11 protein-coding genes and 4 tRNA genes are annotated in these 15,242 nt (G+C 37.7%); 11 read left to right on the forward strand and 4 right to left on the reverse strand.

Annotated elements, in window-relative coordinates:
• Window positions 1-208: 208 nt before the first annotated feature.
• A complete protein-coding gene (locus tag BM143_RS22355; protein WP_090027456.1) occupies window positions 209-2,887 on the forward strand; it encodes a carboxypeptidase-like regulatory domain-containing protein in 2,679 nt (892 codons plus the stop codon).
• A gap of 75 nt (window positions 2,888-2,962) precedes the next feature.
• Here BM143_RS22355 and BM143_RS22360 read toward each other — a convergent pair whose 3' ends face one another.
• Window positions 2,963-3,460, reverse strand: a complete 498-nt coding sequence (locus tag BM143_RS22360; protein ID WP_090027458.1) for a DinB family protein — start codon at window positions 3,458-3,460, stop codon at window positions 2,963-2,965.
• Between the two features lie 247 nt (window positions 3,461-3,707).
• Between BM143_RS22360 and BM143_RS22365 the strand changes: the two genes are divergently transcribed.
• The 6 genes from BM143_RS22365 (at window position 3,708) to BM143_RS22395 (ending at window position 11,499) form a co-directional block, all read left to right on the forward strand.
• A complete protein-coding gene (locus BM143_RS22365; RefSeq protein WP_090027460.1) occupies window positions 3,708-4,619 on the forward strand; it encodes a GLPGLI family protein in 912 nt (303 codons plus the stop codon).
• Between the two features lie 135 nt (window positions 4,620-4,754).
• On the forward strand, window positions 4,755-5,009 hold the full coding sequence (locus BM143_RS22370; protein WP_034724538.1) for a FeoA family protein: 255 nt from the start codon (window positions 4,755-4,757) through the stop codon (window positions 5,007-5,009).
• Window positions 5,009-7,042: a ferrous iron transport protein B gene (gene feoB / locus BM143_RS22375; protein ID WP_090027462.1), complete on the forward strand. Its 2,034-nt coding sequence runs from the start codon at window positions 5,009-5,011 to the stop codon at window positions 7,040-7,042. The genes BM143_RS22370 and feoB overlap by 1 nt, the downstream gene beginning before the upstream one ends.
• A gap of 220 nt (window positions 7,043-7,262) precedes the next feature.
• Window positions 7,263-8,291, forward strand: coding sequence for a DUF4421 family protein (locus tag BM143_RS22380; protein WP_139222096.1), 1,029 nt, complete (start codon window positions 7,263-7,265; stop codon window positions 8,289-8,291).
• 61 nt (window positions 8,292-8,352) lie between these two features.
• The gene (gene glmM / locus BM143_RS22385; protein ID WP_090027562.1) at window positions 8,353-9,735 is read left to right on the forward strand and encodes a phosphoglucosamine mutase; all 1,383 of its coding nucleotides are present in this window, start codon (window positions 8,353-8,355) and stop codon (window positions 9,733-9,735) included.
• Window positions 9,736-10,116: 381 nt separating this feature from the next.
• A complete protein-coding gene (locus tag BM143_RS22395) occupies window positions 10,117-11,499 on the forward strand; it encodes a tetratricopeptide repeat protein (protein ID WP_090027467.1) in 1,383 nt (460 codons plus the stop codon).
• Window positions 11,500-12,307: 808 nt separating this feature from the next.
• Here the strand turns inward: BM143_RS22395 and BM143_RS22400 are convergent.
• Genes BM143_RS22400 through BM143_RS22410 form a run of 3 tightly spaced genes read right to left on the reverse strand, consistent with a single transcriptional unit; the run spans window position 12,308 to window position 14,276 of the window.
• Window positions 12,308-13,198: a DMT family transporter gene (locus BM143_RS22400; protein WP_090027469.1), complete on the reverse strand. Its 891-nt coding sequence runs from the start codon at window positions 13,196-13,198 to the stop codon at window positions 12,308-12,310.
• Window positions 13,185-13,838 carry a leucyl/phenylalanyl-tRNA--protein transferase gene (gene aat / locus BM143_RS22405; protein WP_090027470.1) on the reverse strand — a complete coding sequence of 218 codons (654 nt, stop codon included), beginning with the start codon at window positions 13,836-13,838 and terminating at the stop codon, window positions 13,185-13,187. Before aat ends, BM143_RS22400 begins: the two co-directional genes overlap by 14 nt.
• 60 nt (window positions 13,839-13,898) lie before the next feature.
• Window positions 13,899-14,276: a DUF3127 domain-containing protein gene (locus tag BM143_RS22410; RefSeq protein WP_034724756.1), complete on the reverse strand. Its 378-nt coding sequence runs from the start codon at window positions 14,274-14,276 to the stop codon at window positions 13,899-13,901.
• Between the two features lie 170 nt (window positions 14,277-14,446).
• Between BM143_RS22410 and BM143_RS22415 the strand changes: the two genes are divergently transcribed.
• The 4 genes from BM143_RS22415 to BM143_RS22430 all read left to right on the forward strand — a co-directional run bounded on the left by BM143_RS22415 (window position 14,447) and on the right by BM143_RS22430 (window position 14,960).
• Window positions 14,447-14,528 (forward strand) — tRNA-Leu (locus BM143_RS22415).
• 4 nt (window positions 14,529-14,532) lie between these two features.
• Window positions 14,533-14,608 (forward strand) — tRNA-Gly (locus BM143_RS22420).
• Window positions 14,609-14,613: 5 nt separating this feature from the next.
• Window positions 14,614-14,697 (forward strand) — tRNA-Leu (locus BM143_RS22425).
• Window positions 14,698-14,875: 178 nt separating this feature from the next.
• Window positions 14,876-14,960: transfer RNA gene (locus BM143_RS22430), tRNA-Leu, on the forward strand.
• Window positions 14,961-15,242: the final 282 nt, after the last annotated feature.

Below are 15,242 nucleotides of genomic sequence, written 5' to 3' on the forward strand. Positions count from 1 at the left end.
TATTTAAAACCCATTAGTATTGGTTTTTAAGCTGATATGTTCCGTTCAAAGCACGATTATTTAGAATTTTTTATCAAAATGGTCAATATATCAAAAATATAACTATGTTTGTAGTGATAATTCATTTAACCTTTATCCATAAAATACATCTTTATAAAAAGTGTAACAAAAAACACAAGCTACGAACTAATTAGGCAAATAATAAATTATGAAAAGAAAGATATCTCTATTTCTGATGCTTTTTTTCACGGTGCTCACCTTTGCACAGAAAACGGTATCAGGAAAAATTACCGATGAAGACGGATCACCAGTCCCAAGCGCCAGCGTTACCATAGAGGAGCCGGGCAAAGATGCTATTTTAGCTTATGGGATCACGAATTCTAAAGGAGAATATAAAGTCACATTTACTTCCCCGGAAGCCAATGTAGACCTGAAAGTAAAGGCTTTCAACCAAAAACCCCTGACTAAACAGATCAGCAACAGCGATCAGACGCTTACATTCAAAATGCAGTCTGAAGCTACAGAAATAAAGGAAGTACAGCTAAAAACCAAGATGATCACCGCAAGAGGGGATACCATTTCCTATGACCTGAAGGCTTTTGACCACAAAAATGACCGAACGCTTGCGGATGTGATGCGAAAAATTCCGGGTATCGAAGTTAATAAAGACGGAACCATTCTTTATCAGGGAAATGCGATCAACAAATTCTATGTGAATGGGAAAGACCTTATGGAAGGCGGTTACGGAACAATTAACAACTCGCTTCCAAAAGATGCAGTACAGAAAGTGGAGGTTCTTGAAAACCACCAGCCGGTAAAAATTTTACAGGATAAAGTGCCTTCCGACCAGGCAGCCATCAATATCAAACTGAAAAACTCCGTTACCATGACCGGAAGAGGAGAAGTAGGAACCGGTTTTGGAGATCCGTGGCTATGGAATGTGAAGCTTACCCCAATGTTTTTCGGACAGAAAAGCCAGTGGGTAGTGAATTACAAGACCAATAATATGGGTGAGCAGGTGGAAAATGAGGGGAATATCTTAGCTTTTGGAAACAGATTTGAAGGACGAAGAATTAATGCTTCTCAAAATGACTGGCTGAATGTAGAGAATGCAAGCACACCCAACCTTCCGGTAAAAAGATATCTGATGAACAACGTACATTATTTATCTGCCAACTACCTGACCAATATCGATAAAAAGAAAGAGTGGGAGCTTAAGGCTAATGCCAACTATACCAATAATGCGGTGGAAAGAGAGTCTTACAGTCAGACAGATTATTTCGGGGGAAGCTCTAACTACACCAATATTCTTAATAATTTTTACACTGATAAAGCAAAAGGAGAACTAATATTTACAAAGAATGCCAAGAAAGGATTCTTTAAAAATACAACAAGTTTCTCCCAATATTGGAATGCAGACCGAGGGATTGTTGACAGAACAGATGCGAATGATGGCTCATTCAGGCATGCAGATGAGGCGGTAGAATCTCCTACCACATCATTTCAAAACTCATTGAGTACAATCATTCCGTGGAAAGAAAAGATGGTTAATGTATTATCTTTTGTGAGCTATCAGACAGATAAACAAAATCTGGAAGTTTCCCCATCATCATATTTAGGGATTCCGGGATTCACACCGTCAGCAAGTAGCGATTTTGTCCGTCAGAATCTAAGACTTAAAACTTTTGAAGCCAACCATTCTGCCAATATTAGTTTTTCATCAAAAGGATGGACATTTACTCCGGAAGTTGGATTTAATTTTAAAACAACAGATCTGGTTTCAGACCTGTCAAATATTACCACTACAGGAGTGCTTCCATCACAATATAGTAATGATCTGAAATATACAACAGCAACACCTTACGGAAGCTTAGGGGTGAACTATAAGAGTGAATCCTGGATGTTGTATGCCAACGTTCCTGTAAATTCTAATAACATTAAAGCAGATGATCCGCTAAGAAATGTTTCAAAAACCGTAAATAAAGTTACTTTTGAACCTAATATCTTTGCACAGTATTCTTTTGCTTCTTTCTGGAAAGCTTCCGTGAGTGCCAATATCAATAATAATTTTGGAGAAATAAATACAGCTTATTCAGGATTCCTGATGACTTCACCAAGCGGAATTAATGCAATGGACATCAACAATCCGATTCCTCAGAATAACAATAAATCCGCAGGAACCAGAATAGAGTACAGAAACCCATTAAATAATTTATTCTTTAATGTAAGTTATAGATTTTCTGATGCAAAAAGAAACCTGATCTCAAACCCTACGATCAATGGACCGGGATATAGCATCATGAAATATATAGAGCAGGATAACCATATTTTAAATAATGGATACAGCGCAGAAGTAGGAAAATATTTTCCGAAATTTAAGACCAATGCTTCATTGAGCTACAGCAACAATACGGCAAAGTCTGATGCTTTTTTGAATAATGAATCTTATACAAACAACAACAATGGCCAGTCTTACGGGGTTAAATTCAACAACACCTATTTTAGCTGGATGAGTGTGGATTATAATGCAAGTATTTCCAGAACAAAACAAACAAGTACAGGAAAGATCAACTCTAGCGCTATCAGAACCGGATTTACACATAATCTTGGAGTGTTTTTCTACCCTGTTGAAAATCATACGATTGGATTTAACTGGGATCAGGTAAATACCAATGCCACTGATCAAAAATACCGTAATGGTTTTTATGATGTTTCCTATCAGTTTACCTGGTCGAAAAAGAAAATTGATTTCGAGCTTAAATGGATGAATATTGCTAACAAAAAAGTATTCGAAACGTATGATATCAATACCACAAATATTACTTTTACAAGATATCAGCTACGTCCAAGCCAGGTGATGTTTACTGTAAAATTCAACTTTAAGTAACAATACAAGACTATAAATGAAAAAACCAATCTCACGCGGAGATTGGTTTTTTTGTTTGAGATATATTCTGTTTTTCTAAAACCCCTGCTGATCAGCTGTAGGACCGTAGCTTCCGGGAAGATCGATATTATTTAGTCTGTAATAAACGCCCAGCTGTGCCCTGTGATGCGTAATCTGGTTCAAAGAATGGCGGATAGAGCCGTATTTCGTCCATTTGGCAACTTCATGACCGTTATTTTTTAAAGCCCAGTATTCGTTGAGATCTTCTTCTTTGGCATTTTTCAGAGATTCATCAGCAGATTTAAAATTCTCATCAAGCGTTTGCAGAAGGTCTTCTTTTGTCGAAAGATGCTTAGGCTGATAATCTCCTTTGGCAAAATCCAGATCTGAAGTTTTAAGCATCGTATCCGGCCATCCGAAAATTTCCGAAATATGCGTGGCAAGGGGCATCATTTTCATACTTTTCTCATGGGGAGCATAGTCGTTTTTACCATCAGGATAAACTTCAAAGAACTTTCTGGTCGTCTGATACTCTGTTTCGAGCTCGTCTCTGAATTGCGATAAAGTGTCCATAATATTTTGTTTTTAAGTACTTAAAGATAAGTCTTTTGTGAAGGAAAATGTTTTAACGGAATCATAATTTTATTCTAAAACAGTTGGTACGATGAAAAATAATTCGGAGAATATTGAAAAATAAACGGAATAATTAATGGTCAATAGTATTTTGGTATTCAGTTATTTACAGGATTGTAAATAAATTTTTGAAAAAAAACTGTAACATATTTCAACAATCAGTAACTAATTAATAAACATTATCACAATGAAAAATCTATTTTCTGTATTCTTTATTGCTCTATTTGCCCTCGCATCAGCACAGGATTCGAAAGAATCAAAAGAAACAGCGAACCGTTTCTTTTACGAACTTACTTTTAAACCGAAGAAAGATTCTGCAAAGATGGACAATGTAGTTATGGCCCTTGATATTGTTAAGGGTAGATCTATTTACAGAGACTTTACCGCTGTTGGACAAGATTCAATTCTAAAAGTTCAAATTGAAGCAATGCAGAAGGCGGGTGTGTTTAAAGATATGTCGAAATCTTTCAAGATGCCGAAGTTTTCAGAAAAAATTGTGAAAACTTATCCAAATATGGAAATTCAGTATATTGAAAGAATTGCAAGCGGATTTACTCCAATGAGTATTGGATATAATGAAACGGCAAAATTCGATTGGAAAATTTCTGATGAAAAAACAAAAATAGGAACTTACAACGCCCAAAAAGCAACAACAGAATTTGGAGGAAAAAAGTGGACTGCTTGGTTCAGTTCTGAACTTCCTTTCCAGGATGGGCCCTATAAATTTTCGGGACTTCCAGGCTTGATCGTAAAGATTGAAGATGAAGGTAAGAATTATTCCTGGGTTCTTAAAGGAAACAAAAAAGTTCCAAATTGGGATGAAGTAACTTACATGGAAAAAATTTCAAATGTTGGTTTAAAAGTAACAGAAATGCCAAGAGATAAGTTTGAGAAAACATTTAATGATTTTAAAAAAGACCCTTTTGCAACAGTAAGACCAATGATGACACAGGAAATGATGTCCAAATCAATTCCGGGAATGGACGGAACGATCGGAGACATGATGAAAAAACAGGAAAAAGGCTACAAAGATTTCTTTAGTGCTAATGATAATCCAATAGAAACTTCATCCCAAGCTCCAGAGAAAAAGAAAAAATAGAACATTCATATCAACTAAATTATATTTTTGAATCAACCCAGATACAGCCATGTATTTGGGTTGATTTCTTTCATACCCATCGTTATTTAGATTAAATTTAAATAGCGTATATTTGCCTTTACAAAAAAGCAGGTTTTGAAAGAGAAGGACTTACATAAATTAAGCACATTCCCTAAAAACAAAATGGGGAAGATTTTGGGCTATGATAACGATCACCTGAAAATGCCTAACAAGATTATAGAAATGGGATTGCTGCCGGAAACAATTTTCAGAATATTGTACCAGGCACCATTCAACGGTCCTATGTATGTAGAATTTGGAGAGGAAAAAAGCCGAATCGCTCTACGTGAAGAAGAGGGAAATTATATCATTGTTGAAGAATTGAATTAATGCAGGAAAATAAGAAAAAACAGGTCCTTTTAGTCGGGAATCCCAATGTAGGAAAGTCTACGGTTTTCAATGCACTGTGCAACAAAAAACAGAAAACCGGAAATTACGCAGGAGTTACCGTAGCGAGCCATTCAGGAAAATACACCTATAAAAACGAGGAAGTTGAGGTGATCGACCTGCCGGGTTCGTACAGTGTCTATCCAAGCTCAGAAGATGAAGCTATTTTTTCCAAATTTCTTATTGACGAGCAAAAAAATTACGCCGGCGTTATCTATATTCTTGAAGCATTAAGCCTGAAAAGAGGACTGCTTCTGTTTCAGCAGATACAGGACCTTGGAATTCCGATGATTTTGGTGGTGAACCAGATCGACCAGGCAGAAAGAAGAGGAATCAGCATTGATATCCAGAAATTTTCTGATGCTTTGGGTCTCAAAATCATCCAGACCAATGCTAAAGAGCAACTTGGAATCGATGAGATCAGACAAGCTGTTCTCAACAGCGGTTTTGTAAAAGCAGAAAAAAACTCTTTCGAAACCCCAAACGAACACAAAGATTTTATTCAAAAATTAGCGGCCCACAAAGGCATCGACAACGAATATAAAGCATGGATGAGTCTTTCATTAGGCACTGACCTTGGAAGAATTGGATCCATCAAAGACCAGATGAACGAACCTGATTCTAAAAGTCTGGTTCCTAAAAGACTTCAGGTGCAGGAAACCGTAAGAAGATATCAGAATGTTGACAAAATTTTGTCAGATGTGATCTCTAAAAAAGCGCAGTTTAAAGAGCTTCTGACGGAAAAACTGGACAAAGTACTCGTTCACAAATTCTGGGGTTATGTCGTATTCCTGATGATCCTGCTGATTATTTTCCAAAGCGTATTCTTCCTGGCCGAGTATCCAATGAACTGGATCGAAAGTTTCTTCTCATGGCTGGCAGCCTTTACAGGAGAACATCTGCCGGAGGGACCCATTAATTCATTGATTTCAAACGGAATTGTTCCCGGGATCGGAGGCATTGTAGTCTTTGCCCCTCAGATCGGGATTTTATTATATTTCCTCTATTTGCTGGAAGACTCAGGATATATGGCGAGAGTGGTATTCCTGATGGACAGACTTTTACGTCCGTTCGGATTGAATGGAAAAAGTATTGTTCCATTGGTCTCGGGAACGGCCTGTGCTATTCCTGCCGTAATTTCCACAAGAAATATCGAGAATGTAAGAGAAAGACTGTTAACCATATTGGTAACCCCTTTCATGACCTGTTCCGCGAGACTTCCGGTCTACAGTATCATTATCGGACTGATTATTTCAGAAGGATCTTTTCTTGGAATTAAATATAAAGCCCTGGTGCTGATGGGTATGTACCTTTTAGGTTTCGTTGTAGCTTTGCTTTCAGCGGCTATTCTTAAAGGATTTATCAAGAGTGAAGGGAAAACCTATCTTGTTATGGATCTTCCAACCTATAAAAAACCACTTTTCGGATACGATTTTAAAATGGTGTTGGGGAAAGTCTGGGAATTCATTACAGGAGCAGGAAAAATCATATTTATTGTAAGTATCATCATCTGGTTCCTGAGCTATTTCGGACCCAAACAGAAGCCTGAACAATTTGTAGCAACAAACGTTGAGCTGGATCATTCTTATCTGGCTAAAATGGGGAAAGGAATTGAACCCCTTATTGAACCCCTTGGCTACGACTGGAAAATGGGCGTGGGGATTCTGACAAGTTTTGTAGCGAGAGAAGTTTTCGTGGGAACGATGTCTACTTTATACAGCCTTGAAGATGATGCTCCCGAAGTAAAAGTGATCGATAAAATGAGAAGAGATGTAAATCCGGATGGCTCAAAAGTCTTCAGTTTTGCTACCGGAATTTCCGTACTTTTATTCTACGCATTTGCAATGCAGTGTGTTTCTACACTTGCAGTAGTCTACAGAGAAACCAAAAGCTGGAAATGGACCGGCTTTCAGGTGGCGATGATGACAGGTTTGGCCTATTTTGTGTCGTTGATAGCATATCAGATTTTAAAATAATGGATACTTCATTACTATTCCAGTACGTTATTATCGTATTGATCGTTGCATTTGCCTGCTACTCTTTATTTAAAGTGCTCAGAAAGAATTTTGCGCCGAAAAAATTCAGCTCCAAAAGAACCGGCTGTGATAAAGATTGCGGGTGTTCATAGTCCTGCTTTAAGCTTATAATTGAAAAAATTGTAGTAATTTCATTTTCTGAAACTAAAACCATTTCGATTTGAGCCCGAAATCAGCAGCAGCCCTTCTATTTGTCCTTGTAATGGTTATGGCAAAAGCCCAGACCGATACCACCAAAATCAAATCTTATGCAGATCAGGTTATGGTCCGCATCAACCTTGATACCAATATTGAAAAATATGTTTATACGGAGGGCCCTGAAGATAAAGGGATAGAAATGAGTTATGCGATCAATAACAAAACAAGGGCTTCTGTTTCTATCGATTACAGAATTATAAGTGCCACTGTTTCATTTACCCCGAATTTTCTTCCGGATAATAATGATAACGAACTTAAAGGCAGCAGCTCCTATGCAGACTTCAGATTCCGGTTTTTCCCGAAAAAATTTATCCAGACCGTTTACTACAAGAATGTAAAAGGTTTTTACTTGGAAAATATGAAAGACTTCTTTCCGGAATGGAGAGAAGGAATAGATCCATATCTTCAGTTTCCTGATCTCAGGATTCAAAGTTTTGGAGGATCTACAGCGTATGTCCTGAAGAATGATTTTTCCCTGAAAAGCATTTATACCCAAGGCGAATGGCAGAAACAGAGCCGCGGAAGCTGGGTTCCTTTTGTAGATTATGATCTTTCCATTTTTAGAGATATATTAAATGGGCAGAAAAGTAAAGAAACTCAGTACAGTTTTGGAGCCAATATAGGCTACTTTTACAATTGGGTACTTGGAGCGAAGAAAAGAGTCAACATCGCGCCCAATGTCTCACTGGGGTTTGGAGGAATGTTTTCAAGCAGCTGGGACATCCGTGGTGACGGAACAAAGTTTAATAAAGAAAACACACAGTACCTGACCTTTAGATTTGCTACGGGGCTTCATATCGGGTACAATACAGACAGAATCCTGTTTGGAGGAAAGTTCAATGTCAATGCCTCTGCATACAATGAAAAAAGTGATCAGACTGTGCAGAACAATAACCTGTACGGACTCCTTTACATAGGTTACCGTTTTCCCCCTCCGAAAGTGGTGGAAAGAAATTATGATAAGATTCAGAAAAAGATTCCTGTTTTATAACTTAAGGGTCTTTTAAGTATCTTTGTCCGGAATAAAAAACAACTTAAAAAATAAAAACAGAATGTCGTTAATAAAATCTATTTCAGGGATCCGGGGCACCATCGGCGGAAAAGTAAATGATAACCTGACTCCTCTGGACGTGGTGAAATTTGCTTCTGCATTCGGAACCTGGCTTCAGAATACACAGAATAAAAAGAATTTAAACCTTGTTATAGGAAGAGACGCGAGAATTTCAGGAGAAATGGTTTCTTCACTGGTAACGGCTACTCTTCAGGGATTGGGCATCAATGTAGTAGATTTAGGGCTTTCCACAACGCCAACCGTGGAGATTATGGTTCCTGAACTGAATGCAGACGGAGGAATTATCCTTACTGCTTCTCACAATCCAAAACAATGGAACGCTCTTAAGCTCTTAAATGGCAAAGGAGAATTCATCAGTGGAGATGATGGGGCCAAAGTACTTGCGTTGGCTGAAAGTGAAGATTTCAACTACGCTGAAGTAGATGATCTTGGGAAATATGAAACAAGAAATGATGCATTTGACATTCATATCCAGCAGATTTTAGATCTTCCGATGGTAGATGTTGAGGCTATTAAAGAGAAGAAATTCAAAATCGTTCTTGATGCGGTAAACTCTACAGGAGGAATTGCTATTCCAATGTTGTTGGATAAATTAGGCTGCGAGACCATAAAACTATACTGCGAACCGAACGGACAGTTTCCACACAACCCTGAGCCTTTAAAAGAGCATTTGGGAGACATCTGTGAACTGGTGAAAAAGGAAAAAGCAGACCTGGGAATCGTTGTAGATCCTGATGTAGACAGATTAGCTTTAATTGATGAAAATGGAGAGATGTTCGGGGAAGAATATACCCTGGTTGCCGTTGCAGATTATTTATTGAAACATAAAAAAGGAGCTGCCATTTCAAACCTTTCTTCAAGCCGTGCTTTGAGAGATGTTGCGAGAAGCCATGATTCGGAATATTTTGCCAGTGCTGTAGGAGAGGTGAACGTTGTGAACTTAATGAAAGAGAAGAATGCTGTGATCGGAGGAGAAGGAAACGGTGGAATTATCTATCCTGATCTTCATTACGGAAGAGACTCTTTAGTGGGAGCTGCATTGTTTTTAACGCATTTGGCTAAAGAAGGCAAAACAGTTTCCGAATTAAGAGCCGGATATCCTAGCTACTTTATGGGGAAAAAGAAAATAGAACTGACTCCGGAGATCAATGTAGATGATATTTTAGCCAAAATGGAAAAAGAATATCACAACGAAGAAGTTTCTACTGTAGACGGTGTTAAAATTGACTTTGAAAACAATTGGGTTCACCTTAGAAAATCCAATACAGAACCAATTATCAGAATCTATACTGAAGCTTACACTCAGGAAGAAGCCGATAAACTGGGAGATGACATCATCGCTAAAATTAAAAGTTTAATCTAAAATAAATAAGGAACGGACCAGAAATGCTCCGTTCTTTTTTTATCTGTGAGTTTTCTGTCCAGAAAATCGCCTTTCAAATCATAAAGGGATAGTAGAAATGGGAAATAAAGGATATAGAAACGGTCTGGAATGCCGAAATTCCGGCCAGAAAAAGACTTGTTCTGACTATTTAACCACAATTTGCGTTTTTTATCCACAATCCTTTTATCTGTTTTCTTTTTTTACTATCTTTAAAATAGAAATTTATGAAAAATTAATTCAAAAAAAAGTTGCAACTTTGCATAAACATTTGAATTTCAGATTCAGAAGTTATTATTAATTAATAAAGTTTGCCGAGGTTTGTAAGCATATTCAGACATCGGGCTGACAAAGACGACACTATTGGAAGAGTATTTTGGAAATGAACTTGTAAAAAAGTTCGAGGAAATGATGGAAAATAATGATGAATTCTACTTCGATACCGAAGAGTTGGAAGATATCATTGTTTATTATTTGGAGCTGGGAGATTTTAACTACGCAGACAATGCTGTTAATTATGGCCTTAAGCTTCACCCGAATTCATTAGATATCAAGATCAAAAGACTTGAAATTCTCTTGGAGTGGGAAGATTATAATACCGCAAAAGAACTCATCGACGAACTGAAAGGGGCATCGATGGAAAACACAGACTTTATGGTTTGCTATGCGAAGTATTATTCGAACCTGGGAAACCCCAGAAAAGCCATTGACATCTGCAAAAAAGCCTTAGAACTGCAGGAAGAAGAGAACTTTCTGCACAACTTTATTGCGGACGAATATGTAAACCTGGGAGATCCCTTTAACGCTCTTAAGCACTACAGAAAAGCTCTGAAAGAAGACCCTACAGACGAGTATTCGCTTGAAAACTGTATGATCTGCTTCAGCGACCTGAATAAGAGCGAGGAGGCTATTGCCTTTCTTAATGAATACTTAGATGAATTTGCTTATTCCGAAACCGCATGGTTTGAATACGGACAGTTTTATTTCAACAGAAAGAATTTTGAAGAAGCCATCAAAGGGTATGATTACCTGTTGGCGATCAATTCAAGTTCTGTAGGAGTATATGCTAACAAAGCAGCCTGTTATGAAGCTTTAGGACAATATCAGAAAGCCGTGGCAGTATATGAGGAAATGCTTGAGCTTGAATATACCAAAGCATTTACTTTTTATAAAATAGGATTATGCTATAAAGCGCAGAAACAGTCGATCATGGCTCTTAATGCGTTTCAGAAATCACTGAGAGAAGACCCGCAGTTTTATCTTGCGATGATGGAGCAGTCTTATTTATATGAAGAAATGGGTGGTATGAAAGAAGCGCTGCATTTTGCACTGGAAGCCACTCACCTGAATGATACCAATCTTGACTATCAGAAAAGACTGGCGTTTCTGTTGATTGATTCCGGGAAATTTGAAGAAAGCCTTACCTGCCTGAAAAAGCTCGTAGACGCTGAACCTTCAAGATTTTATAACTGGTATGCGTATTCAGAAGTTTTAATGCTTCTTGGAGAGTATGAAGAAGCGGTGACTATTCTGGACAGGGCTATTAAGGTACACGACAGGGCAGAACTGTATTATCAGCTAAGCAACTGTTATTTCAACCTGAAAAGGCCTGAAAACGGAACAGAAATCCTTCAGAAAGCATTAAGTAAAGATTCATCACTGGCTACGGATATGCAGAAAAAATATCCTTTCATTAAAGATGAGGTGAAGAAGGTCAAAGCAAAAGTGAAAAAGAAGAATTCTTAGGAAATTGGAAGAGGGGAGATGGAGGAAAGAAGTTTCTGAAAGTCTTTGGATCAATGATCTTCCTCATCCATACTTAAAATTCTTAAAGATTTTAAAACAATCCAAATAAATAAATCCTGCAGAAATGCGGGATTTTTGTTTTTAATTCTTTAAACGCTTTAGAGTACTTTAGTTTAAAGCTTTATATTTTTTTATCTCTCGCAAATTTGTCAGATGAGACAGATTTTAATGCATTTTTATCCGCAATACATTTTACTTAAAATAACTAAAGTAGTTAAAAACTTTTGTGGTTGATATTTTTTTTAAAACATTGAGATCAATGAAGACGGTAAGGTGAGTTAAGAAAAAATCAAATGACTTTTTAAGTTGTATGTCTTAAGGCGAAGCTAAAACTTAATATTCTTAAAAGCTTAACAGAGTCTTAATGGTTTGAATTTTTCCTCTCAGATTAGGCAAATTATGCAGATCATATTTTAATTGAGATCAATTTTAAAATCATTAAAAAGTATACTCAAACATCTGTGCCATCTGCATGATCTGCGAGATATTTTTAAAAGTAATTGAAAGAGAAAATAAAATGCTGATTTTTTCACGCAAAGTTTGACTATAACACCATCCGGTATAAGGAATGCAAGGAAGGAATCAATGAAATTGATTCGATGAAACATATGGTAAAACGTTCGCTTAATCAGTGGCGAAGCCAGCCTCTTTACTCCACTGAAAACTAAAGCAGTTTAGCTTTAAACTTTGCATCAAAATAAATTAAATCAAAATCTTTTGCTATCTCCTCATGGTATAGAAAACGGATTTACTTTTTGACGACGTCAGATTTAGCCCTTAAAAAGACCAGTCCGCCAATAATGACCCCTGCTCCCACAAACTGCAATAAACTCAGTTTTTCGCCATCCAAAAAGCCCCAGATAATAGCTACAATCGGCATTAGCAGCGTTACTGTTGACGCAAAAAGGGGTGTGGAAACTTTCAATAACCGATAGTTCAGCGTCATGGCAAGCCCTGTTCCAAAGATGGATAGCAGACCTACAAACATCAGTCCCAGCATATTATCTTCATTAAAACTGAATGTCGAAAAGAATCCCGTGAAGGTCAAAGCAATAAGAGAAGGGAAAAATAAGACGAAGGAAAAAACAAATGCGGATAAAATCGTAGAAGAAACATCCATAAGCTTAGATTTTACAGTCGTTGTGCTTAAAGCATAGCATAATGTTGCCAGTAATAACAGTAAGATCGGGATCAGTTTAAACTTTCCACCTTCACCGTCTCCACCGAATGCCAGTAAACACACCCCTGCAAAACTGATCATTGTTCCTACGATCTGTCTTTTGGTGGTTTCAAATTTCCATACCAGCGCGCCTACAATGATCACAAAGATGGGCATCATAGAATTGATAATTCCTGCAATACTGCTGCTCACTTCCGTTTCCGCAATTGGAAACAGGAACATGGGAATGAAATTTCCCGTAAATGCAGCCAGAATAAGCCATTTTAAATGTTTTTTGGGAAACAGTTTGTATTTTGAAATAGCAACAGGCATCAGAATAATTCCAGCGATCAATACTCTCAAAGCGCCTACCTGATAGGGGCTGAAATGCTCAAGTGATTTTTTGATCAAAATAAATGATGATCCCCAGATAACCGTTAATACAATCAGGAGGATCCATTTTTCTTTATCTGCGTTCATTGTTTTTGTGTAAGGTTTTTAAAAATTCTTTTTTCGGAATCATTTTTGCGCCTAAGCTCTCCAGGTGATCGGTATGGGATTGACAGTCAATAAGATCAAGGCTGTCTTTATTGCTTTCTACAAAGTGTATAAAACCGGCCTTAGAGGCATTGCTCACTTTGGCAAACATACTTTCGCCACAGAAAACACTTCCGATCTGAAGGCCGTAAAATCCACCCACCAGTTCTTCATCCTGCCATACTTCAATACTTTTGGCAAGACCATAATCGTGAAGCTGGATGAAAGATTCCATCAGTTCATCGGAAAGCCACGTTCCTGTCTGTTCTCTTCTGCTGGTTTGCTGGCAGTTTCTGATCACTTCCCTGAAATTTTTATTCTCTGAAAAGGTGAAAATATTCCTGTTCAGAATTTTTCGCATCGATTTGGATACTTTCAGCTCATCAGGATATAGTACAAACCTCGGATCCGGGCTCCACCATAGTATTTCTTCTCCGGGATTATACCAGGGAAAGATTCCCAGCTGGTAAGCAAACCAAATACGTTCTACGGACAAATCGCCACCAAAAGCAATCAGGCCTTCTTGCCCGTCATAAAGTTCAGGATCGGGGAATGAAATCTCATTTTCGTCTAGTCGGACCATATTTTGGAAAAAAAATCCCACTTGAGCAAGCAGGATTTATATTTGATCTATTTCTTTTAATTAAAAAGGTAAATCGTCGTCATCGTCGCCAGCGAAAGGGTTTTCGTTGGAAACTGGAGATGCAGACTGAGAAGGGGACGCCTGAGTAGGCTCAGATCCGTTGTCCATCACTTTTTCAATTTTCCATCCTGTGATAGAATTGAAATATTTAGTTTCGCCCTGTGGAGAAACCCATTCTCTTCCTCTGATGTTGATTCCCACCTTTACAGTTTCACCTTCCTTAAGATTATCTAATAAACTGATCTTATCAGACAAAAATTCTATGTTTATCGGCTGTGGATACTGTTCCTGGGTTAAAATAACCATTTCTCTCTTTTGAAAACCACTTGCAAATGTCTGAGCATCAAAAAGTTTCTTTACCGTTCCTTGTAATTCCATATTGTAATTATTAACGTTGTAAAAGTAAGAAAATGAAATGTAATAATAGGTGAGGCAGAAAAAAAATGTGAGAATTTTAATTTTTTTTTCTGAAAAGTTTGGAGGTAAAGGAAAATGTCCTATATTTGCACTCACAAAAACGAAGCAAGCTCTTTAAAATAAACAAACCAGCGGATGTGGTGTAATTGGTAGCCATGCCAGACTTAGGATCTGGTGCCGTGAGGCGTGGGGGTTCGAGTCCCTTCATCCGCACTATGCGAAAATAGCTCAGCTGGTAGAGCACAACCTTGCCAAGGTTGGGGTCGCGGGTTCGAATCCCGTTTTTCGCTCCACACCTGCCCTGGTGGTGGAACTGGTAGACACGCAGGACTTAAAATCCTGTGTTCGTAAGAACGTGCGGGTTCAAGTCCCGCCCGGGGTACTAAAACTCTCTGTAGATTTTTTCGACAGAGAGTTTTTTTAGTTTTAATAAGGTTTGTGAGAAGAATATTTATTTACTTTTTGTGAGTATTTATGCTTTTTTAGTTCTTATTTTAAGACAAAATGTTTTATATTTGTAGTCTCAAAGCGAGACAAGTTCTTTAAACAAAGAAAAACCAGCGGATGTGGTGTAATTGGTAGCCACGCCAGACTTAGGATCTGGTGCCGTGAGGCGTGGGGGTTCGAGTCCCTTCATCCGCACCACACAAAAAAACTCTCTGTATCACATGTACAGAGAGTTTTTTGTTTTTATACTTACAATGGAATATCCTTCAATACACCTAATAGGTATCCATTCATTTCCAAAGAAGTAATACCGTAAAAAATTGGAAATACACTACCACTATTTTTTACACAGACAAGGCTATCGTATCGCGTCATTCGTGAAAAGATTTGTGCATTTCATATTTAATGAACAGGAAGTATGAAATCCAGGAAAGAGGGATTCGATAGAAAAACAGGCAGGTAAGATTTCATTTTTTATGA

This window comes from Chryseobacterium oleae (assembly GCF_900115055.1).
Taxonomy (GTDB): domain Bacteria; phylum Bacteroidota; class Bacteroidia; order Flavobacteriales; family Weeksellaceae; genus Chryseobacterium; species Chryseobacterium oleae.

What these genes read in the sequence shown, in the direction of transcription:
- BM143_RS22355 (WP_090027456.1), top strand. Translation starts at nt 209, where the DNA reads ATGAAAAGAAAGATATCTCTATTTCTGATGCTTTTTTTCACGGTGCTC.
- BM143_RS22360 (WP_090027458.1), bottom strand. Translation starts at nt 3,460, where the DNA reads ATGGACACTTTATCGCAATTCAGAGACGAGCTCGAAACAGAGTATCAG.
- BM143_RS22365 (WP_090027460.1), top strand. Translation starts at nt 3,708, where the DNA reads ATGAAAAATCTATTTTCTGTATTCTTTATTGCTCTATTTGCCCTCGCA.
- feoB (WP_090027462.1), top strand. Translation starts at nt 5,009, where the DNA reads ATGCAGGAAAATAAGAAAAAACAGGTCCTTTTAGTCGGGAATCCCAAT.
- glmM (WP_090027562.1), top strand. Translation starts at nt 8,353, where the DNA reads ATGTCGTTAATAAAATCTATTTCAGGGATCCGGGGCACCATCGGCGGA.
- BM143_RS22400 (WP_090027469.1), bottom strand. Translation starts at nt 13,198, where the DNA reads ATGAACGCAGATAAAGAAAAATGGATCCTCCTGATTGTATTAACGGTT.
- aat (WP_090027470.1), bottom strand. Translation starts at nt 13,838, where the DNA reads ATGGTCCGACTAGACGAAAATGAGATTTCATTCCCCGATCCTGAACTT.
- BM143_RS22410 (WP_034724756.1), bottom strand. Translation starts at nt 14,276, where the DNA reads ATGGAATTACAAGGAACGGTAAAGAAACTTTTTGATGCTCAGACATTT.